Here is a 489-nt window from a genome sequence, read left to right on the forward strand (position 1 = left end):
GTGCGCATTTCGCTGATCGTGGGCAGTGATTTCACGCGATCGTGGGCAGCAGAAGCCTGACCGACGGTTGCTATGAGTTCACTGGTTTTTAGTCGGCGTCAAGCGCTTGCTTGCCAGCTATTTTCCGCAAGCTTTCGCCGGTCATGTTGATGCGGTGAGCATTGTGAACGAGGCGGTCGAGGATGGCGTCGGCAAGGGTGGGATCGTCGCCGATGACTTCGTGCCACTGATCGACGGGCACTTGGCTTGTTACGATGGTGGAGGCCCGCCCGTTGCGGTCTTCAAGCATCTCCAGCAGATCGATGCGCTGGCTTTGAGTGAGCACCGAGATGCCCCAGTCGTCCAATATCAGCAGCTCGACGCGAGCGAGAGACTTGAGCATGCGGGCATGGCGACCGTCGCCACGAGCCAGCGCCATTGCCTCGAACAGGCGCGGGACACGTTGGTAGGAGACGGAGCGCCCGTCCCGGCAGGCTTTGTGGCCCAGGG

At 61.1% G+C, this 489-nt stretch carries 1 protein-coding gene; it reads right to left on the reverse strand.

The genetic code is table 11. The annotated features are described in order from the left end of the window. Positions 1-88: 88 nt before the first annotated feature. Positions 89-489 (reverse strand): ATP-binding protein (locus EOB59_RS35060; protein WP_164895875.1); only part of this gene is annotated, 401 nt, incomplete at its 5' end.

This window comes from Mesorhizobium sp. M7A.F.Ca.MR.176.00.0.0, from assembly GCF_004023165.1.
In the GTDB taxonomy this organism is placed as follows: domain Bacteria; phylum Pseudomonadota; class Alphaproteobacteria; order Rhizobiales; family Rhizobiaceae; genus Mesorhizobium.